Source organism: Anaerostipes sp. AF04-45, assembly GCF_003461725.1.
GTDB lineage: Bacteria > Bacillota > Clostridia > Lachnospirales > Lachnospiraceae > Anaerostipes > Anaerostipes caccae.
The window spans coordinates 152,335-174,000 of sequence record NZ_QTXQ01000005.1 but is presented as its reverse complement, the minus strand read 5'-3'; the positions used below and the strand labels follow the sequence as shown (position 1 = coordinate 174,000).

General features: G+C 45.3%; 16 protein-coding genes. 15 read left to right on the top strand and 1 reads right to left on the bottom strand.

Annotation, left to right across the window (positions count from 1 at the left end):
* The 3 genes from DWV34_RS09460 (at window position 1) to DWV34_RS09450 (ending at window position 2,745) form a co-directional block, all read left to right on the top strand.
* Window positions 1–939 (top strand): transketolase family protein, encoded by a 939-nt coding sequence (locus DWV34_RS09460; protein ID WP_118476129.1) that lies wholly within the window; start codon window positions 1–3, stop codon window positions 937–939.
* 231 nt (window positions 940–1,170) lie between these two features.
* Entirely contained in the window at window positions 1,171–2,049 is an 879-nt protein-coding gene (locus DWV34_RS09455) for a ribokinase (RefSeq protein ID WP_009289075.1), read from the top strand.
* 267 nt (window positions 2,050–2,316) lie between these two features.
* Window positions 2,317–2,745, top strand: a complete 429-nt coding sequence (locus DWV34_RS09450; RefSeq protein ID WP_009289074.1) for a hypothetical protein — start codon at window positions 2,317–2,319, stop codon at window positions 2,743–2,745.
* 179 nt (window positions 2,746–2,924) lie between these two features.
* On the opposite strand, the gene glmS is transcribed toward DWV34_RS09450, so the two are convergent.
* The gene (glmS, locus tag DWV34_RS09445; RefSeq protein ID WP_009289073.1) at window positions 2,925–4,745 is read right to left on the bottom strand and encodes a glutamine--fructose-6-phosphate transaminase (isomerizing); all 1,821 of its coding nucleotides are present in this window, start codon (window positions 4,743–4,745) and stop codon (window positions 2,925–2,927) included.
* A 545-nt stretch (window positions 4,746–5,290) separates the two neighbouring features.
* Between glmS and DWV34_RS09440 the strand changes: the two genes are divergently transcribed.
* From DWV34_RS09440 to DWV34_RS09385, 12 genes are all read left to right on the top strand, one after another.
* On the top strand, window positions 5,291–7,294 hold the full coding sequence (locus DWV34_RS09440) for an LTA synthase family protein (RefSeq protein ID WP_009289071.1): 2,004 nt from the start codon (window positions 5,291–5,293) through the stop codon (window positions 7,292–7,294).
* Window positions 7,295–7,426: 132 nt separating this feature from the next.
* Entirely contained in the window at window positions 7,427–8,713 is a 1,287-nt protein-coding gene (gene tig, locus DWV34_RS09435) for a trigger factor (RefSeq protein WP_009289070.1), read from the top strand.
* A 31-nt stretch (window positions 8,714–8,744) separates the two neighbouring features.
* The gene (gene clpP / locus DWV34_RS09430) at window positions 8,745–9,335 is read left to right on the top strand and encodes an ATP-dependent Clp endopeptidase proteolytic subunit ClpP (protein WP_006566533.1); all 591 of its coding nucleotides are present in this window, start codon (window positions 8,745–8,747) and stop codon (window positions 9,333–9,335) included.
* Between the two features lie 22 nt (window positions 9,336–9,357).
* Complete coding sequence (gene clpX, locus DWV34_RS09425) at window positions 9,358–10,659, top strand: ATP-dependent Clp protease ATP-binding subunit ClpX (RefSeq protein WP_006566532.1); 1,302 nt, start codon at window positions 9,358–9,360, stop codon at window positions 10,657–10,659.
* A 103-nt stretch (window positions 10,660–10,762) separates the two neighbouring features.
* Window positions 10,763–13,069: an endopeptidase La gene (gene lon / locus DWV34_RS09420; RefSeq protein WP_118476127.1), complete on the top strand. Its 2,307-nt coding sequence runs from the start codon at window positions 10,763–10,765 to the stop codon at window positions 13,067–13,069.
* 33 nt (window positions 13,070–13,102) lie between these two features.
* Window positions 13,103–14,380, top strand: coding sequence for a bifunctional folylpolyglutamate synthase/dihydrofolate synthase (locus DWV34_RS09415; RefSeq protein ID WP_118476125.1), 1,278 nt, complete (start codon window positions 13,103–13,105; stop codon window positions 14,378–14,380).
* Window positions 14,381–14,384: 4 nt separating this feature from the next.
* Window positions 14,385–14,858: an HD domain-containing protein gene (locus tag DWV34_RS09410; RefSeq protein WP_009289067.1), complete on the top strand. Its 474-nt coding sequence runs from the start codon at window positions 14,385–14,387 to the stop codon at window positions 14,856–14,858.
* 9 nt (window positions 14,859–14,867) lie between these two features.
* On the top strand, window positions 14,868–15,674 hold the full coding sequence (folP, locus tag DWV34_RS09405) for a dihydropteroate synthase (RefSeq protein ID WP_006566528.1): 807 nt from the start codon (window positions 14,868–14,870) through the stop codon (window positions 15,672–15,674).
* Between the two features lie 13 nt (window positions 15,675–15,687).
* On the top strand, window positions 15,688–16,515 hold the full coding sequence (gene folK, locus DWV34_RS09400; RefSeq protein WP_006566527.1) for a 2-amino-4-hydroxy-6-hydroxymethyldihydropteridine diphosphokinase: 828 nt from the start codon (window positions 15,688–15,690) through the stop codon (window positions 16,513–16,515).
* Window positions 16,512–17,642: a chorismate mutase gene (locus tag DWV34_RS09395; protein ID WP_006566526.1), complete on the top strand. Its 1,131-nt coding sequence runs from the start codon at window positions 16,512–16,514 to the stop codon at window positions 17,640–17,642. The genes folK and DWV34_RS09395 overlap by 4 nt, the downstream gene beginning before the upstream one ends.
* Window positions 17,643–17,712: 70 nt before the next feature.
* Window positions 17,713–20,211, top strand: a complete 2,499-nt coding sequence (locus DWV34_RS09390) for an LTA synthase family protein (protein ID WP_009289066.1) — start codon at window positions 17,713–17,715, stop codon at window positions 20,209–20,211.
* Between the two features lie 117 nt (window positions 20,212–20,328).
* Entirely contained in the window at window positions 20,329–21,615 is a 1,287-nt protein-coding gene (locus DWV34_RS09385; protein ID WP_009289065.1) for an adenylosuccinate synthase, read from the top strand.
* Window positions 21,616–21,666 lie beyond the last annotated feature (51 nt).

The window sequence follows — 21,666 nt, the reverse complement described above, 5'->3', positions numbered from 1 at the left end:
ATGGCAGATGTAAAGAAAATCGCAACCAGAGAAAGCTATGGAAACGCCCTGGTTGAATTAGGAAAAGAAAATCCAAACGTAGTAGTGTTAGACGCCGATTTGGCTGCCGCTACAAAGACTGGTGTATTCAAGAAAGAATTTCCGGAACGCCACATTGACTGCGGTATCGCAGAGTGCAATATGATGGGAATGGGAGCAGGACTTGCTGCCAGCGGCATGATCCCGTTTGTCAGTACATTCGCAATGTTCGCTGCAGGCCGTGCATATGAGCAGGTAAGAAACGGTGTAGGATATCCTCACCTGAACGTAAAGATCGGTGCTACCCACGGCGGTATCTCTGTCGGAGAAGACGGTGCTACCCACCAGTGCTGCGAAGACGTGGCTTTAATGCGCACGATCCCTGGAATGACTGTCATCGTTCCTTCTGACGATGTGGAAGCAAAGGCAGTTGTAAAGGCAGCGGCAGAACTTGACGGACCTGTCTACATGAGATTCGGACGTCTGGCTGTTCCGGTCATCAATGACACAGCAGATTACAAATTTGAGATCGGAAAAGGTACCGTGTTAAGAGAAGGTACAGATGTGACCATCATCGCCAACGGACTTTGCGTAGGTGAAAGCCTTGAAGCTGCTGAGAAGCTTGCCGCAGACGGAATCAACGCAAAAGTTATCAACATGGCAACAGTGAAGCCGCTGGATGACGAGCTGGTGATCACTGCAGCAAAAGAGACCGGAAAAGTGGTTACTGTAGAAGAACACTCTGTGATCGGCGGACTTGGAAGCGCAGTATGTGATGTACTGAGCGAGAAAGCACCGACTCCGGTACTGAAACTCGGAGTACAGGACGTGTTCGGACACTCAGGACCTGCAGTGGAACTGATCAAAGAATTCGGACTGGACAGCGAAGGAATTTACAAGAGCGTGAAAGCGTTTGTATAACATTTTCCACATGATTTCCGTTCGGCTCTTAGAATGCCTCACTCCAATCATGTAGAAAATGGACGTAATATCTACTGGATAAGTATCCATCAAACAAATGGAACCGTCCAATGATAGTTTTTTTAGACATATCAGGGAAGAGGTCTTTTTATAGATCTCTTCCCTTTTGTTATGTCCCTGCGCGGCAGAAGATGGTATAATAGTCCTAACAAATGGGCGGGAGGCGATTTTATGAAGGTATTAAATTATGGTTCTTTAAATTATGATTTTGTATATCAAGTAGATCACATTACAGCGGCGGGAGAGACACAGGCATCGGAACAAAGAAAAACCTTCTGTGGGGGAAAAGGGCTGAACCAGTCCATAGCCCTTGCGAAAGCCGGAGCAAAAGTTTATCAGGGCGGGACGGTCGGAGCTGACGGTCAGATGCTTCTCGATGAACTGAATAAATACGGAGTGGACACCTCTTTTGTGCAAAAAATTGACGGCGAGACCGGACATGCGGTCATACAGGTGGACCGGAATGCACAAAACGGAATCCTTTTATTTGGAGGAGCAAATATGAGGCAGTCAAAGCAGGAGATGGAACGTGCTCTGGATACGTTTGGACCGGGAGATTTTCTGCTGATCCAGAATGAGATCAATCTCCTGGACTATCTCATTGACCGTGCATTTGACCGGGGGCTTTGCATAGTCTGCAACCCTTCTCCTTACAATCGAATTCTTGAAACGTGTGACTTTTCAAAAATTTCTCTCTTTATGCTCAACGAAGTGGAAGGTTTTCAGATGACAGGACAAAGAGAGCCGGAAAAAATTCTGGATGTGATGTCGGAGCGGTTTCCTAAGGCAGAAGCCGTACTGACGTTAGGGGAAGAAGGAGCGGTTTACCGGAAAGGAACTGTGGAACTAAGGCAGGAATGTATACCGGCTGATGTGGCGGATACCACAGCGGCAGGAGATACTTTCACCGGCTATTTTATTGCAGGTATAATAAATGGAATGAGTCCTGCCGACAATTTGAAGAGATGTGCCAAAGCATCGTCACTGGCCGTGTCCAGGAAAGGGGCAGCACCATCGATACCGACATCAGATGAAGTGGATATTGTTTGAAGTTTCTGAATATTTTCTTATTCCATAGGAAAGTTCTACGACCTTCCCTATGAAATAAAAACGCTCCGCGGGCTGTGCACAGATGCGTAAGGAAATTATTTGACTGCGTCAAATCGCATCTGGCACGCAAAGTTGTCAAGCCCCTCAAAGATTGAGGGGCCTAAGAGCTGAAGTGGGCTCGCCTACTTTGTTATATGGAAAAATATGTTGATTTTCTTTCTGTTCAGGAGTATAATATTGTTATAACAAAAGAAGGAGGAGCGGAAAATGGACCACGGTGAACTGCTTATACAGATAGAAGAGATGCTGGACCGCAAATTAGAAGAGAAGTTAGAAGAGAAACTCGATAAAAAGTTTGATGAAAAACTTCAGCCAATCCATGAAAGACTGACTTCAGTGGAACAAAAGGTCGATTCATTGGAGACAAAAGTTGATTCGCTGGAAGTAAAAGTTGAATCGATAGACGATAGACTGACGACAGTGGAGGATGATCTTGGTTCTGTAAAAAAGACTTGTTTCCGTGTGGAAAACGAAGTTATACCAAAGTTGGATGCTCTTTATGAGGACAGGATTTCACACGCGGAGTTCAGCAGATTGAGTGAGCGTGTGGATAAAAATACAGAAATGCTTCTGGTAATGAAGGATGTCATCATAGATCACAGCGGAGAAATCCGGCGGCTGGAAGAGGTAAAGTAAGCGATAAGAGAGCCTGCTTATTTTGGTTCTGCACAATTTCAGATCCTTAACAGTTCGCGAACCAGTTTTTTCTATGGATAAAAAACACCAGCCTAAAATAGGCCGGTGTTTTTTGTATCTCAGCAATATCAGCTCTCACATGAAATTCAGTCTTTGTCTGTCGGCTGGATTTCATAAAATTACTCTACGGTTACGGATTTTGCCAGGTTTCTTGGCTGGTCTACGTCATTTCCTCTGAATACGGTTACGTGGTATGCAAGCAGCTGCAGTGCCACAGTGACGCCGAAGGTTCCGAATCTGTCATCCACGGAAGGCACCTGGATCAGGTCGTCATAGACGCCTTCGTAATCTGACATGTCTTTGTCGGTCACCATGATCACATGGGCTCCGCGGGCTTTGACTTCTTCTACATTGGCCATGATCTTAGGAAGGACATGATCCTGAGTAGCAATAGCGATGATCGGAACTCCTTCTGTCACAAGAGAGATGGTTCCGTGCTTTAATTCTCCTGCATTGTATGCCTCAGAGTTAACATAGGAAATCTCCTTTAATTTCAAAGATCCCTCGCTTGCAATGGCATAATCAAGGCTGCGGCCCAGGAAGAATGCAGAGAAGGTATCTTTAATTTTTTCGGCGATATCTTTGATGTAACTGTCCATTTTCAGGACTTCCGGCACGGTTGCAATCGCTTCCTCAAATTTTTTGCAGTACTCTGATAATTCTGCCTCGGTGAATTTACCGCTCAGTTCAGCAAGTTTCAGTGCGATCAGATAGAAACCTGAACACTGTACAGAGAATGCTTTTGTGCTGGCAACAGCGATTTCCGGACCTGCGTGTGTATATAAAACCTGATCGCTTTCCCTTGCGATGCTGGAACCTTTCACATTGACGATGGAAAGTGTTTTTGCACCCCGTTCGTTTGCAAGGCGCAGAGCAGCCAGGGAGTCAGCAGTTTCTCCGGACTGGGAAACAATGACAACCAATGTATGTTCATCCAGAATAGGATCCATATAGCGGAACTCTGAAGAGAGTTCTACGGTGACAGGAATACGCACCATGGATTCAATCAGATGACGGCCCACTAATCCGGCATGCATTGCAGTACCGCAGGCAGTCACGATCACGCGGCTGATATCTTTGAACAGGTCATCTGAGATCCCATCGGCGCTGAAATCCGCAAGACCATTGTGAAGTCTGGGCATAACAGTGTTTGTCAGTGCCTCCGGCTGGTCATAGATTTCTTTCTGCATAAAGTAATCATATCCGCCTTTTTGAGCAGCAGTAGTATCCCAGTCAACGTGAAGCATTTTCGGTGAAACGATGTTCTGTTCCATATCATAGAGTGTGATACCGTCTTTTTTCATAACTACGATGTGCTCTTCCGGCACGACAAAATAATCTTTAGAGTACTGGAGCAGTGCTACCATATCGGAGGCGATGAAGGCACCGTCTTCTGTGGAGGTTGCTACCAGAGGGCTGGAATTGCGCATGCAGTAGATCTCTCCGGGATGATCTTTAAACATAATACAGAAGCCGTAGGCTCCATCCAATGCTTCATTTGCTTTTTTCATGGCAGCAAACGGGTCTCCCTCATATACAGAATCCAGATAAAGAGCGGCAATTTCAGTGTCAGTCTCAGAGACCGGAGTCCGGCCCTGGGCCTTTAGAGCGATCGCAAGCTCTTTATAATTTTCGATGATTCCGTTGTGGATCAGCGTAATATTTCCTGCTACATGGGGATGCGCGTTGGCGGTAGTCACTCCTCCGTGAGTAGCCCATCGTGTGTGTCCGATCCCGCATGTTCCGCTGCGGTCTTCTGATGACTCTACTTTTTCGCGGAGATTGGAAACCTTTCCGGCTGTTTTAATGATCTTAGTGGAGGAGCCTTCATTGACTGCGATTCCCGCACTGTCATATCCGCGGTATTCAAGCTGTGTCAGGCCTCCTACCAAGATATCTGCTGCCTCGAGTTTTCCTGTAAATCCAATAATTCCACACATGTTGAAATCTCCTTTTTATTTAATTTTATGCGGACACAAAGAAAACGTCGCTTAAAATGTAAAAGCGATGAAGTGTCCTTCTATTTAAATGTTCTTTTGTGTGGTTTTTATATCTTTGGCTGTACAGCCTTTGTTCTGCGATTACTCACAGTTTTTTTCTGTACATCACGTGTCCAAAGCCACGGGAAAGCATCCGCCGAATCTTCGATCACTTTCCACCTCGTTAACCTTCTGCTCTTCGTTATCTGTTCGATAAGTCAGGTTCCGTGCCAGAAGGTGCATGGCGCTTAAAACTGTTCTGCTCCTTTCTTTAATATAAACTAGAAACTTTACAAAAAACCATAAGAAAAGTTTCCTAGAGCATCGTATCATGGATACAGAAAACTGTCAATCTGGGCAGAGCATTTAAGAAATTTTTCACAATTAAAGTATAGATACTTTGGAATGACAGTGTTATAATACACTGTATGACTTTTTGCAAATAAGAAATCTCCGAGTTTTTCGGGGCCTTTTTTGAAAGACAGAATCAAAGTAAGGAGAGTATCATGAAATCTTTGGTAAAGAATATAGTAAGGCAGATTGGGAAGTGGATCGAGAAGGTTCCTGTTCTGTGCAATATTGTGCTGGCATTTGGCATGGCATTTTTACTGGAAGTTCTCGGGCGCCAGACATTTGACCAGGGAGTATTCGGCTTTGTCAATGACAGGACCAAGATGTTTCTGTACAGCGCATTCATCATTTTTGTCACTTATTCTGTGGTATTGATCGTGAAGCGAAGGCTGTTTACCTACATTATAGTGACATTGGTCTGGTCAGTCATCGGGATCGTCAATTTTCTGATGCTCAGTGCCAGAAATACTCCATTCACGTATGTGGACGTCACACTGATGAAATCTGTACTTCCGGTCATGACCAACTATTATTCGCCGTCAGCCATCGTCTTTATGGGTGCACTTATTTTAATCGTACTGGTGCTGCTCGTTGTAGGATTTCTGTATCTGCCCAAAAAACAGAATCTGCAGTATAAGAGGAATATCCTTGCGGTTGCTGTTATTTTTGCGGCATTCGGAGGGACAACTGTATATGGTTTCAGGAGCAATATGCTCACAGACAGGATCGGCAACATCCGGATTGCCTATGGAGATTACGGGACACCGTATTGCTTTTCAATTACTGCCTTGAAAAATGGGATTGATAAACCGTCCAACTATTCAGAAGATAAAATTGACCAGATTGAGCAAAAGACCAAACAGGCGCAGGATAAGAAAAAGGGCAGAGTCAGGAAGCCGAATATTATTTTTGTACAGCTGGAGTCACACTTTGATATCACCCAGGTAAAAGGCGTGAAGTTCAATCAGGACCCTCTTCCGAATTTTCACAAATATATGAAGGGATATTCTTCCGGACAGCTGAGCATGCCGTCTTACGGTGCCGGAACTGCCAATTCCGAATTTGAGGCGATTACAGGCATGAACCTGGATCACTTCGGAGCGGCGGAATACCCTTACAAAACTGTCCTGCAGTCGACTACCACAGAGAGCATGGCCACATTGCTGAAGGAAAATGGTTATACTGCGCATGCTATCCACAACAACAGTGCCGCCTTCTATGACAGGGATCTGGTTTTCTCCCAGCTTGGGTTTGACACCTTCACCTCCAAAGAATGTATGAATATCAAAAAGTGGACAGAAAACGGATGGGCCAAGGATACGATACTCACAGGCTGTATTCTGAACGCTTTGGATTCTACAAAGGGACAAGACTATATCTATACAATTTCTGTCCAGGGGCACGGAGATTATCCTAAGACAGAGATTATTGAAAATCCAAAGATCAAGGTCGTAGGCGGAATCAAAGATGAGGCTTTAAAGAACAAATATACCTACTATGCCAATCAGGTATACCAGATGGATCAGTTTGTGGGAGATCTGGTGAGTGCACTGAAAAAACGGGGTGAAGATACGGTCCTTGTGATGTATGGCGACCATCTTCCTAGTCTTGAGGTAGACGATAAAGATCTGACCTACGGGAATAAATATGAGACAAGCTATTTTATCTGGGATAACATGGGACTGAAAAAGAAGGACGGTGTGATCGAAGCTTATCAGCTCGGTTCCGATATCCTCGCCAAGCTGAACATCAAAAACGGGGTCATGAACAGTTTTCACCAGACCCGGCAGGGCACGAAAAATTACCAGAAGGATATGAAGACACTGCAGTATGATATGCTTTACGGCAAGCAGTATGTCTGGGATCAAAAAAATCCATTTCAGGCGACAGATATCTCGTTTGGCATTAAAAAAATCAATGTGACAAAAGCTTATGAGACTGAGAACAGTATATTTATAGAAGGAAATAACTTCACAAACTTCTGTCAGGTGTATGTGGATGAGACGAAGATCAATACGACATTCCACAACGAACATCTGTTGGAAGTATCCAAAAAGGATCTGAAGAAGGGAGATGCATTTACGGTGAAAATCGTGAGCAAGGCCCCGAGAATTCTTCAGACATCCGGTGAATATGTCTATCAGGGAGTAAAGCAGTAGGAAGGCTTCATTTGACAGAAATGGCGTAAAATCTGTATTTTCAGTCGACAGGTCGGAAACGTCATGGTATAATGACTTAATGTTTGTATAAAACTACAACAAAGATAATGATATTTAGGAGGATTTGTAAGAATGGGATTACAAGTTGAAAAGTTAGACAATAATATGGTAAAAGTGACGATTGAGGTAGAGCCTGAGAAATTAGATGCAGCAATCAAAAAAGCATATAATAAGAAGAAATCACAGTTCAGCGTACCTGGATTCAGAAAAGGAAAAGTACCTCAAAACTTTATTGAAAAAGCATACGGAGTAGAAGTTTTTTACGAGGATGCCGCGAATATTTTGATTCCTGAAGCATACAGTGAATCAATGAAAGATTCTGACCTGGATATCGTTTCCAGACCTGATATCGACGTAGTTCAGTTAGAAAAAGGGAAACCGTTTATTTTTACAGCCGAGATTGCGGTTAAACCGGAAGTGACTCTTGGAGAATATAAAGGACTGGAAGTCGAAGAAAAGAAAATCCGCGTAACAAAAGAAGAAATTGAAGAGCAGCTGAAGAAGGAACAGGAAGCAAATGCCAGGGAGATTACAGTAGAAGACCGCCCGGTCAAAGACGGAGACATCACTCTGATTAATTACTCAGGATCTGTTGACGGTGAAAAGTTTGAAGGAGGAACGGCTGAAGACCAGACTCTGGTTATCGGATCAGGTACCTTTATTGAAGGATTTGAGGAGCAGCTGATCGGCAAAAATATCGGTGATGAAATCGAAGTCAACGTAACGTTCCCGGAACAGTACCATGCACCGGAACTGGCAGGAAAACCGGCTGTTTTTGAAGTGAAAATCAAAGGAATTAAAGAAAAAGAACTTCCGGAATTAGACGATGAATTTGCATCTGAAGTTTCAGAATTTGAGACATTGGAAGACTACAAAAAAGAGATCAAGAAGAATATCAGGGCACAGAAAGAAGAAGCTGCCAAGACAGAGAAAGAAAATGCATTGGTTGACCAGGCAGTAGAGAATGCATCCATGGACATCCCTGATGCCATGATCGAAGAGCAGGTACAGCAGATGGCAGATGAATTCTCACAGAGACTCAGCTACCAGGGACTTAACATGGAACAGTACCTTCAGTATACAGGAAGTGATGCCCAGAAGTTTGCTGAAGAGTTAAAACCTCAGGCATTAAAGAGAATAAAGACACGTCTTGTATTGGAGGCGATCGTCGCAGCAGAAGGCATTGAAGCCAGCGAAGAAGACTTTAAGAAAGAATTAGAAAAAATGGCAGGTATGTACCAGATGGAAACAGAACAGTTAGAAAAGATGGTACAGGGAAGCCAGAAGGATCAGATGATGGATGATATTGCTGTTCAGAAGGCAGTAGATTTCCTGATCAGTTCCTGCCAGACAAAATAATTGAAAGATAGAAAACCGGGAGGAATTTAAGATGAGTTTAGTACCTTATGTCATTGAACAAACAAGCCGCGGGGAGCGTTCTTATGACATTTATTCCCGCTTATTAAAAGAAAGAATCATCTTCCTGGGAGAAGAAGTTACCGATGTTTCAGCAAGCCTGATTGTATCCCAGCTTCTTTTTCTGGAAGCAGAAGACCCGGAGAAGGATATCAGCCTGTATATCAACAGTCCGGGGGGATCTGTCACAGCAGGCATGGCCATCTATGACACGATGAATTTCATCAAGTGTGATGTGTCTACGATCTGCATGGGTATGGCAGCCAGCATGGGCTCTTTCCTGCTTTCAGGGGGAGCAAAAGGAAAGCGTATGGCGCTGCCGAATGCCGAGATCATGATCCACCAGCCGATGGGCGGAGCCCAGGGGCAGGCAACAGAGATCCAGATTGCCGCAGAGCATATTTTACAGACGAAGAAGCGCTTAAACCGCATTTTAAGTGAAAATACAGGAAAACCATTAGAAGTCATTGAACGGGATACGGACCGTGACAACTGGCTGACTGCAGAGGAAGCTGTGGAGTACGGACTGATTGATGCCGTCTTTGACAAGAAGAGGGAATCATAATTAGAAAGAGCGAGGTAATTCTATGGTAAATCACAGCGATGACAAAAAGCAGCTTCGTTGCTCTTTTTGCAATAAGACCCAGGACCAGGTGAGAAAACTGATCGCAGGGCCGAAGGCAAAAGGCGTCTATATATGTGATGAATGTATTGAGGTCTGTGCGGATATCATTGCAGAGGAATTTGAGCAGTATATTGATGATACAGAGATCCATTTAAATAAACCGAAAGAAATCAAAGCATTTTTGGACGATTATGTGATCGGACAGGACGAGGCCAAGAAAGTGCTGTCTGTAGCAGTCTATAATCACTACAAGAGGATCCTTCTGGGAGATTCCTCAGATATTGATCTTCAGAAGAGCAATATTATAATGCTTGGGCCAACGGGATCAGGGAAAACGCTGCTTGCCCAGACATTGGCAAAGATGCTCAACGTTCCGTTTGCTATCGCAGACGCTACAGCGCTGACTGAAGCCGGCTATGTGGGAGAGGATGTGGAGAATATTCTCTTAAAGATTATCCAGGCGGCAGACTATGACATCGAACGGGCACAGTGCGGGATTATTTATATTGACGAGATTGATAAGATTACAAGAAAGTCAGAAAACACCTCTATCACCAGAGATGTCTCCGGGGAAGGCGTGCAGCAGGCTTTATTAAAGATCATCGAGGGTACGGTAGCCTCTGTTCCGCCGCAGGGAGGACGGAAGCATCCGCACCAGGAGTTTATACAGATTGATACAACCAATATCCTGTTTATCTGTGGAGGAGCTTTTGACGGGCTGGAGAAGATTATTGAATCCAGAATCGGACAGAAGTCTATCGGATTCAATGCAGAAATTGGAAATGGACAGAAAGAAGACATTGGAAGTCTGCTTCAGCAGGTTCTGCCCGAAGACTTCGTAAAATTCGGTCTGATTCCTGAGTTCATTGGAAGAGTTCCAGTGAATGTATCCTTAAATCCTCTGGACAGAGAAGCGCTTGTGCGCATACTGAAAGAACCGAAGAGCGCACTGGTGAAACAGTATCAGAAGCTGTTTGAACTCGACGGAGTAGACCTGGAATTTGAAGATGGTGCTCTGGAAGCGATTGCAGAGAAGGCCATGGAGAGAAAGACAGGAGCCAGGGGGTTAAGGGCCATCATGGAAGGCGTCATCATGGATCTGATGTATCAGGTGCCTTCTGACGAGAAAGTGTCCAAATGCGTGATCACCAGAGGCGTTGTAGAATCTTCGGAAGAGCCGGTGATCGAGAGGTCTGATGACAGATCAAAGAGGACGTCAGGCGTAAAAAAAAGAACGAAGAAGAGCAATGGCGAGATAGCATAAGACATCCGGCCCAAAGTCAACAAACTGCTTTAATACAAGAATTTCTTGCTATTGAGGCAGTTTTTTTGGCATAAATAACGATATAACAACGAAGGAGAAACAGATGAAAAAAGTATTACCGATGCTTGCGCTGAGAGGGAAATACATATATCCGAATTCGGTGATTCATTTTGATGTCTCACGGAGTAAATCGGTGCGCGCGATCGAGGAAGCCATGCAGAACGATCAGATGATTTTTTTGGATAATCAGATCGATCCGGCGATGGAAGATCCTAAATCTTACGACCTCTACCAGATCGGGACATTGGCGAGAATCCGCCAGGTAGTAAAACTGCCTCAAAATATTATCCGGGTTTTCGCCGAGGGCATGTTCCGGGCTGAAATTCTGGAAGTCTGTGAGGAAGAACCGATATTCCGGGTGGAAGCGGCTTATCAGCATACAGAGCAGCAGGAATTTGAACAGGATGAGAAGGAGGCGGTATTCAGAGCCTTAAAAGAAAGTTTTGAAAAATATACCGGGGTTTGGAATCAGATGGACCCTAATGTATACAGTTATATCCTCATGCAGACAGATCTGGAAGTGTTTGTGGACCATCTGGCAACCCATCTTCCGTTTTCTCTTCAGAACAAACAAAAACTTCTGGAAGAGATGGACTTAAAACGGAGATGTGAGCTCATGCTTGTGCTTCTGGAACAGGAACTGCGTCTCGCCTATTTGAGACTGGACATTCAGGAGAAGGTCAAAGAGAATATTGACGACAATCAGCGTGAATATATGCTGAGGGAACAGCTCAAGGTGATCCGGGAAGAACTTGGAGAGACCAATATCGCAGATGAAGCCGATGAGTTCCTGCGCAGTCTTTCTGAAATGGAAGCCGGCGAAGAGGTGAAGGACAAGATAAAGAAAGAAATCTCCCGGTTCCAGGCTATGGGAAACAGTGCCGCCGAGAGCGCGGTGCTCAGAACTTACATCGAGATTATGCTGGATGTGCCGTGGGAAAAGCTTTCGGAAGATTCCATGGATCTGGAAGAAGCAGAAAAGATTCTGGAAGCAGATCACTATGGACTGAAGAAAGTTAAGGAGCGGGTTCTGGAATATCTGGCGGCAAGGGCCATGAGCCAGAAGAAGGACGCGGCTATCCTCTGCCTTGTGGGCCCTCCGGGAACGGGGAAAACATCCATCGCAAGGTCGATTGCCAGGGCTACCCACAAAGAATATGTGAGATTATCACTGGGAGGCGTCAGAGACGAGTCCGAGATCCGGGGGCACAGGAAGACTTACGTGGGAGCTATGCCGGGAAGGATCGTGGCAGCGATCCGTCAGGCTAAAGTACGCAACCCGCTGATGCTTCTGGATGAAGTGGATAAGGTGGGAAAGGACCAGAGAGGAGATACGGCATCGGCGCTCCTGGAAGTCCTGGATGGAGAGCAGAACGAACATTTCCGGGATCATTATCTGGAAGTGCCGCTGGATTTAAGTGATGTACTGTTCATCGCCACGGCAAATGATCTTTCCACGATCCCCAAACCGCTTTTAGACCGGATGGAGGTCATAGAAGTTTCCAGTTACTCTGAAAACGAGAAATTTCACATCGCCAAAAATTATCTGGTAAAAAAGCAGATGGAAGCCAACGGGCTGACTCCGAAGGAAATTGTCTGGAAGGACGATGCTCTCAGGCTGCTGATCGACAGTTATACGAGAGAAGCGGGTGTGAGAAGCCTGGAGAGAACCATTGGAAATGTTTCCCGAAAGATTACAAAAGACATTTATCAGGGAAAGAAGAAAAAAGTGACGGTGACGAAAAAAGCAGTCCGGGATTATTTGGGCACGGCTCCGTATGAACTGGAAAAAGAAAATTTGAAGGACGAGGTGGGAATCGTGCACGGACTGGCATGGACCAGTGTCGGAGGCGTCATGCTCAACGTGGAAGTAAACACAATGCCGGGGAAGGGCAAGTTTACCGTCACAGGATCTCTTGGTGATGTGATGAAGGAATCGGCCCAGGCTGCAGTCAGCTATATCCGGAGCAAGAGCGGCAAATATAAGATCAAGGATGATTTCTTTGAATCTCACGATATCCACATTCACATTCCGGAAGGTGCGGTGCCAAAAGACGGACCGTCTGCCGGAATTACCATGACTCTTGCCCTCATCTCGGCGATCACGGGAAGAAAAGTCCGGGGAACTGTGGCAATGACCGGAGAGGTGACGATCAGAGGACAGGTATTGGCAATCGGGGGACTGAAAGAAAAAATGCTGGCGGCAAAACGCGCGGGCATGACAAAAGTACTCGTGCCAAAGGCCAATGAAAAAGATGTCAGGGAATTTGATACAGAGATTACAGAAAATATCGAGATCGTATATGTGAAAAAGATTGAGGACGTCATAAGGGAGGCTCTTCTTTCTTAACAGACAAAGAGATGAGACAGGGAGGCAGCTAACATGAACTATCAGGCGACAATGGAATTTATTGGACGAGCCAATAAGTTTGGAAGTATTTTAGGACTTGACAATATCAGGGAATTGTTAAACCGTCTCGGGAATCCCCAGGACCGGCTGAAGATCGTTCATATAGCAGGAACTAACGGAAAAGGTTCTACCCTGGCGTTTCTTGCGTCGGTATTCAAAGAGCAGGGTTATGAAGCAGGGCGGTATGTGTCGCCTGCTTCTTTCTGCTATGAAGAAAAGTTCCGTATTAACGATGAGATCATCACAAAGGAAGATCTCTGCTTTTATATGGAGAAAATAAAAAAAACAGCGGAGGAGATGGTCAGGGACGGAAAAGAGCATCCGACAGTCTTCGAAATGGAGACTGCCCTTTCATTTCTTTATTTTCTCGATAAAAAAGTGGACGCAGTCCTTCTGGAAACAGGGCTTGGGGGACGACTGGATGCAACAAACGTGATAAAGCACCCGATCTGTACAGTCATTGCATCGATTGGCTATGACCATACCCAGTATCTGGGCAGCACGATTCAGGAGATCGCAGGTGAGAAGGCAGGTATCCTGAAAAAAGGATGTCCTGCCGTTTCTTACGATAATACTTCTGAGGCCAGGGAAGTGATAGAGAAGGCTGCAGAAGAAAAAAACGTGCCTCTCATCTTCGCAGACACAAGCCGTGTCACCGTCTTATCCGAAAACTTAGAGGGCTCAGTATTTTCTTATGTCTGTGCAGATGGAACAGAGTACCGGAATATGGAAATCGGTATGCTTGGGGAGCATCAGATCTTTAATGCCGCAGCCGCTCTGGAGACCATTCAAATCTTAAAAAAATCTTATATTTTTCGGCAGGATTCCATAAGAAAAGGATTTAAAAATGCCAGGTGGGATGGCCGATTACAGCGTATTTCCGCGGTTCCTGCGGCTTTCTGCGACGGAGCTCACAACCCGGACGGAGCCCAGAAGCTTTTACGGTTCCTTCAAAAGAATTTTACAAATAAAAAAATAATCTATATAATGGGAGTATTGTCGGATAAAGATTATCCGCAGATGTTAAAGATCATGTCTCCAATGTCAGATGAAATTTACACGGTGACACCGGAAGGTGACCGTGCCCTGCCTTCGGGTGTGCTAGCTGACGCTGCCCGTTCGTTTTACCGGAAAGTGACCGAAGGAGGAAGTCTTGGAGAATGTTATCAGAAGGTTAAGAAGGAATGCGGACAGGACGATGTTATCGTCGTGTTCGGAACCCTGTCATTTTTAAAAGAACTGAGAGGTTAGAGCAGTGAAGCGGCTTTCATATATCACGAATCATCCGGAATATCAGAGTGCTTACCGGCAGATTCAGGATGCGGAGAAAGGAAGGGCCTTTTGTCTCCACGACACCGGGCACTTCCTGGCAGTTTCCAGGATTGCTTATATCCTTGTGCTTGAAGAACGGCTTGACGTAAAGAAAGATGTGATCTATGCCGCAGGTTTTCTGCACGATATCGGAAGAGGAAAGCAGTATGCCGAGGGAATTCCACATGAGGAGGCAGGCATTTCGATCGCCTCGGCTATTTTGTCTGAGTCCCCTTATAATATAGAGGAGCGGAGCACGATTCTGCTTTTATTAGAGTCCCACAGAAGGCCGGACAGTGATAAGCTTTCCTGCCTTTTTGGCCGGGCAGACAAGCTCTCCAGGGACTGCTGCAACTGTAAGGCGAGAGAAGAATGCTATTGGCCGGAAGAGAAGAAAAACAACATATATCGGTATTAGGAGCTGGACATGAAGATAGGAAAAAGACAATTTGATATGAAAAACCATGGATATATTATGGGGATACTCAATGTGACTCCGGACTCTTTTTCGGATGGAGGAAGATACACCCGTCTGGATGCGGCTCTGAAGCATGCGGAGCAAATGCTCGGCGAAGGGGCGGATATCATCGATGTCGGAGGGGAATCCACCCGCCCGGGACATGAAAAGATCACCGTGGATGAAGAGATCGAGAGGACAGCTCCGGTGATTGAGGCACTGAAAAGAGAGTTTGATCCGGTCATTTCCCTGGATACATACAAGTGGCAGGTGGCTGAGGAAGGCATCCGTGCAGGCGCCGATATGATCAACGACATATGGGGACTCAAGTGGGACGGAAAAATGGCTCCGCTGCTGGCCAGGGAAGGCCTTCCGGCCTGCCTTATGCATAACCGGAAGAATACAGATTACAAGAATTTTTTGAGTGATGTGATAAAGGACCTCAGGGAGACTATGCAGACTGCCGGGGAGGCCGGCATGCGGAAAGAACAGATACTGCTGGACCCGGGCATTGGATTTGCAAAGACTTTGGAACAAAATTTGATGCTCATGAACCATTTGGAACTTCTTCTTGAGTTTCAGGTGCCGGTACTGCTCGGTACATCCAGAAAATCTATGATCGGATTTACTCTGGATCTGCCGGCAGATGAGAGGACAGAGGGTACTGTGGCCACTACGGTGAGCGGATATATGAAAGGCTGCCGGATGTTCCGGGTTCATGACGTTAAGGAAAACAGGCGCGCCCTCACTATGATCGAGGCAATCTGCCGTTATTAAAGGAGCGGGGAAGATGGATCAGATTATTATAAAAGAGCTGGAGCTTTACAGCAATCACGGCGTATATAAAGAAGAAAAAGTCCTGGGACAGAAATTTCTTGTGTCCGCAGTACTGTATACAGATACAAAACGGGCCGGCAAGAGTGATAAAATAGAATACTCCGTCAACTACGGGGAAGTATGCCATCGGATTCGGGAGATCATGGAGGGAAATACCTTTGACCTGATCGAACGGGTGGCGGAAACGATTGCAGAGCGGCTTCTGATAGAATTTGACCTGATCAGGAAGACAGAGGTGGAAGTCAAAAAACCCTGGGCTCCGATCGGGCTGCCGATCCAGAGTGTCTCTGTCAGAATTGAGCGGCAGTGGCACCGGGCATATATTGGGATAGGTTCCAATATGGGGGACCGGATGAAGTATATAAACGAAGCAGTAAAACAGATGAAACAGGAAGATGATCTCAGGCTGATCTGTGTGTCAGACCTTGCAGAGACAGAACCTTACGGATATACGGAGCAGGATAAATTTATCAACGGATGTATCGGGATCGATACATTGAAGACACCTGAGGAACTCCTCGAATATTTGCAGGGACTGGAAAATAATGCGGGCAGAGAACGGATTGTACATTGGGGACCAAGGACACTGGATCTGGATATTTTGCTGTATGATGACATCGTGATTCATGGAGATCATTTGACGATACCTCATCCAGAGATTCCGAAACGAAGTTTTGTTTTGGAGCCTCTCGTACAGATAGCACCCTATGAGAGGCATCCTGTCTTGAACAAGACGATCCTGGAGTTAAAAGATGCTTTGGAGGAAAAGGAAGAAAAATGAGAGATTTACTTGACATAAGAAAGGACATAGACCGGATAGACCGGAAGATTGTCCGCCTGTTTGAAGAGCGGATGCATTGTTCCGAGGAGGTTGCAGAGTATAAAAAAGGAACAGGCAAGCCGATTTATGACAGAGATAGGGAACAGGAGAAGATAGAGGCGCTAACAGGCGAAGTCGAACCGGAGTTTTTAAAGAAGGGAACAGAGGAACTCTTTTTACAGCTTATGTCCATCGGGCGCAGATACCAGTACAGTCTCCTGTCGGAAGAAGACAGCTACGTGCGGAAAATGTTTAAAGAGGTGGATAAACTGGAGATCAACCGAGATACAAAAGTTGTATATCAGGGGATTCCCGGAGCGTATCAGGAACAGGCCATGGTGCAGTTTTTTGGAGAAAATATCAGCCATTTTACAGCCGATGAATTTAAAGATGTGGTCGTGGCAGTGGATGAGGGAAAGGCAGATTACGGAATTCTGCCCATCGAAAATACCTCCGCAGGCACTGTGAGCGGCATCTATGATCTGCTCCTGAATCATGACGTATGTGTAGTCGGGGAAGAGACGGTAGAGTGCAATCATGCCCTTGTAGGCATTAAGGGAACAGATCTTTCCAAGGTGACCAAGGTATATTCACATCCCCAGGGGCTGATGCAGTGCAAGCAATTTTTAGACGAGACCGGCTGGGATCAGGTTCGCATAAGGAACACTGCCGTTGCGGCCAAAAAAGTTGCGGATGACAATGACCCGACCAAGGTTGCGATTTCCAGCGAGCGGGCGGCTAAGCTCTATGGACTGGAGGTGCTGAAGCGCAAGGTGAATTACGAAGGAAATAACTGCACCCGTTTTGTGGTTATGTCCAAGAAAAAGCAGTACCGGAGAGATGCCGGGAAGGTAAGCATCAGTTTTTCTCTTCCGCATGAGACGGGATCTCTTTATAACATTCTTGCACATTTTATGTTCAATGATGTCAGTATGACGAATATTGAATCCAGACCGCTTCCGAACAGGCAGTGGGAATATGGATTTTATATAGATGTGGCCGGAAACTTAAATGAACCGGGCATACGCAATGCTCTGACCGGCATCCGGGCGGAGGTAAAGGACTTTAAAATACTTGGAAATTTTTAAGGACACTGAAGAGAGGGGCAGGCTTTAAAAACAGCCGTTTAAAAAATACAAAATTAGGTGGGAAGAAAACATGAACAGTAAATCAAATGGTTTGAAAGACAAACTGGGAAAAATCCATAGCTTTATTCACAAGTTTGGAAAGTACTTTATTATTGCGTGTCTGATCTTATTCTGTGTGCTGTGTATTAAGAATAAAGATCAGTTTGCGGAACGGGTAGCTAAGGGCGTACCGGAAAGCGGCATGGAGAAGATCGCGATTGCAGACGGGGATACGATTAAGCAGGAATTTAAAGCTAATTTTACTTCGGCAGAAAGAATTGACTTCCGTGTGGGGAGAAACTATGGAGATGCAAGACCGGGAAGCATTGATCTGACGATAAAAGATTCAAAAGGTAATGTTGTATTTCATATCACCCCAACGATGGAGGAAGTTGACGGAAGGGCTGAAGTCAAATCCACTATGCGCCGCAGAGAGCTTCATGACGACCGCTGGTACAAAGTTGTCGTGAATCAGAAGCTTGAAAAGGGAGAAACTTATACCTACGAAATTAAAGGAATCGGAATTAACAAGAAAGATCCTCTGTATATTTACATTTCAAAGGATATGGGTTCTGTTTTCCAGCCTCTTGTAAAGAATAACAAGACACAGGATATCCGTCTCTGTGCAAGGGTTTGGACAACCCAGATTGACATGTGGGCCATCGGTTTGACGATTGCCATTGCCGTAGGATTGATTGTACTTTTACTGGTTCAGCTGAATATTCCTGAAAAATGGAATAAATGGCTCACATGGGCCTTATTTATTGTGAATCCGTGGCTGGCCTTTTATATGGTCGAAAAGGTATTTTACAATCCAATCAGTGTCATGGGTATTCTGTCCTATGCCTTGAATGTCATATGGTTCTATATCATCTTTGCAATACTGCTTCTGATCTTTAACCGGGTCAAATATGCAGTTATTGTGGGGAATCTGCTCTTATACGGATGTGCGGTTGGAAACTACTTCGTCATGCAGTTCAGAGGCACACCGATCACACCGGCGGATATATGGGCGCTCGGTACTGCTATGGACGTTGCGGATCACTATACTCTGTCCTATGATAAAGCAGCCATTGTTGCTACAATTATTTGTTTGGGACTGTGCATCATAGCATGGAAACTGGATACTATCAAGGCGTTTCGGTGGAAGCACCGTCTGGCGGCATTGGCCGTTGTAGTTGTGGCAACACTGGGACAGAGTTTCTTCTGCACCAGGGTGAACTTTTTAGAAGCACATAACGTAAAGGTAGAATTTTTCAATCAGAAAAAGGGATATAAACGAAACGGCTTTGTCTTAAGCTTCCTTCTGAATGTACAGTATCTTCTTGGGACGGAACCGGAAGGATACAGTGTGGATAAGGTAAAAGACATTGCCAAAAATTATGAGGTGACAACCGGACAGAACAAGAATCTGAAGCAGAAACCAAATGTGGTCGTCATCATGAACGAGACATTTTCTGATCTGAATGTGGTCAACAAGATCAAGACAAATAAAGAAGTGATGCCTTATATCAATTCTATGAAAGAAAATACAATCAAGGGTGATATGCTGGTATCTGTATTCGGAGGCGGAACAAGCAACTCCGAGTATGAGTTCCTCACAGGAAACTCAGTATCTTCTCTTCCGCTGAACGGAAATGCATATACCCAGTTTGTAAAACACGAAGTGCCGAGTCTTGCTACCCAGTTAAAAGAACAGGGATATGACACGACCGCATTCCACCCTTATAAGCCGAATGCATGGAACAGACAGAGCGTGTATCCGCTGCTTGGATTCGACAACTTCCTGGATGAGTCATCGCTGGATGAATCCAAAGTCAGGAGAATCAGAGGATGGGTCAGCGACGAGTCAGATTATGACAAGATCATAGAGACATTCGAGAACAGAAAATCAGATAATCCTCTGTTTATGTTTAATGTAACAATTCAGAACCACGGCGGATATCTGCTTCCGGACGATAACTTCAAGCAGGAAATTACGATTGAAGACGAGAAGAAGACAGAACCCGCAGAGCGTTATCTGTCTCTGATCCATGAATCCGACCGGGCATTTAAGAAGCTGATCGATTACTTTAAGGAGCAGAAAGAACCGACCATCGTTGTGATGTTCGGAGACCATCAGCCAAAACTGGAAGACGAGTTCTATGAGCTTCTCTACGGAAAGGACTTAAACAGCCTGAACATCAAGGAGATGCAGAAGAAATTTACTGTTCCGTTTGTTATCTGGGCAAACTATGATATCAAAGAACAGGAAAATGTAAAACTTACCAGTGCCAACTATCTGTCCACGCTGATGCTGAAACAGACAAATTTAAAAATGACTCCGTATAATCAGTATCTGGAAGAACTGGAGAAACAGATTCCGGCAATCAATGCCAACGGATATGTGACAAAAGACGGTAAAAATGTTGCGACCCAGGATGAGGAAGATAAAGATAAATGGCTGACAAACTATCAGTATCTGCAGTACAATTCCCTGCTGGACTATAAACACCGCGTAGATTCCTTCTTTTCTGTGAAAGAAAAGTAGGAATCTCCATGCGGATTCTTGACACATGGGACAAAACAATATAATATTAAAATGTTGTTCGCTTTATGCAAAAGAAAATGGCGAAAACACGTCATTGATAATTAGGAGGATACACATATGGTTAAAGCAATAGTTGGAGCCAACTGGGGCGACGAAGGAAAAGGTAAGATCACGGATATGTTAGGTGAGACTTCTGACATTATCGTGCGTTTCCAGGGAGGAGCGAATGCCGGGCATACCATCATCAACGACTACGGAAAGTTCGCGCTTCACACGCTGCCATCCGGTGTATTCTATGATCATACAACCAGCATTATCGGTAACGGTGTGGCACTGAATATTCCTGTGCTTTTTAAGGAGATTGGGGAAATCGTCTCCCAGGGAGTGCCAAAGCCGAAAATTCTCGTTTCCGACCGTGCCCAGATCGTTATGCCGTACCATATCCTGTTTGATGAATACGAGGAGGAACGACTGGGAAAAGGGTCCTTCGGATCTACAAAATCGGGGATCGCACCGTTTTATTCAGACAAATATGCAAAGATCGGTTTCCAGGTCAACGAGTTGTTTGACGGCAAAGTGTTAAAAGAAAAATTGGTCAGAATCTGCGAGATGAAGAATGTTTTGCTCGAGCATCTCTACCACAAACCCCTTCTTAATCCGGATGAGCTGTATGAAAAACTGATGGAGTACAAGGAAATGGTAGCGCCGTATGTCTGCGATGTATCCCTGTTTCTTCACAAAGCGATGAAAGAACAGAAGACCATTCTCCTGGAAGGCCAGCTGGGCTCGTTAAAGGACCCGGACCACGGTATTTATCCGATGGTGACATCTTCCTCCACTTTAGCGGCGTACGGAGCGATCGGTGCAGGTATTCCGCCATATGAAATTAAGAAGATTGTCACCGTAGTTAAAGCATACTCAAGTGCTGTAGGCGCAGGTGCCTTCGTCAGTGAGATTTTCGGAGAAGAAGCCGATGAGCTCAGAAAACGCGGGGGAGACGGCGGTGAATTCGGGGCAACGACCGGACGTCCGAGAAGGATGGGATGGTTTGACGTCGTGGCTTCCAAGTACGGATGCAGGATGCAGGGAACGACAGACGTGGCATTTACCGTGCTCGATGTTCTTGGCTATTTAGAAGAAATTCCGGTCTGCGTCGCTTATGATATTGACGGTGAAATAACGACCGATTTCCCGACAACGGGTGATCTGGAGAGAGCAAAACCGGTGATCGAAGTACTTCCGGGATGGAAGAGTGACATCCGCGGAATTACAAAATACGAAGAACTGCCGGAAAACTGCAGAAAATACGTAGAGTTCGTCGAGGAAAAGATCGGATATCCGATTACGCTGATCTCCAACGGACCCGGCAGACATGAGATTATCCGCAGAGGATATACAGACTAAAAATAAAAAAAACCTCTTTGCAGATATGGCAAAGAGGTTTTTTGCAAAGGT